This is a genomic window from uncultured Vibrio sp. (assembly GCF_947488985.1).
Lineage (GTDB): Bacteria > Pseudomonadota > Gammaproteobacteria > Enterobacterales > Vibrionaceae > Vibrio.
The window spans coordinates 1-315 of record NZ_CANLBV010000350.1 but is presented as its reverse complement, the minus strand read 5'-3'; the positions used below and the strand labels follow the sequence as shown (position 1 = coordinate 315).

Below are 315 nucleotides of genomic sequence, written 5' to 3'. Positions count from 1 at the left end.
AGACCCATCACCATAAGCCCGCCCACTAACCTAACAATGGGCTTTAACGTGCCTTGTTCATTTTTCAAAGAGGACAATGCTGGATGTAAGCTAAAACGACTCATTATTGACTCCATAGGCACGCGTGGGTAAAGGCACGAGCGTGTCATTGTTGATGATCCAAATTCGAGAAAGGCTGCGCCCATCACTTAAATTCACCTGCACCAAAAACTGCGTAGGATTCAATTGCTCTAAACGATAAGACAACGTGAGGTAATTTCGCTCATGCCCTTGAGAAACCCCCACACCCTTGGCTCTTAATTCAGTCACCAACGT

At 46.0% G+C, this 315-nt stretch carries 1 pseudogene; it reads right to left on the bottom strand.

Features of this window, described 5'->3' with window-relative positions:
• Window positions 1-90: 90 nt before the first annotated feature.
• A pseudogene (locus Q1A70_RS20610) lies at window positions 91-315 on the bottom strand (hypothetical protein); the annotation flags it as partial.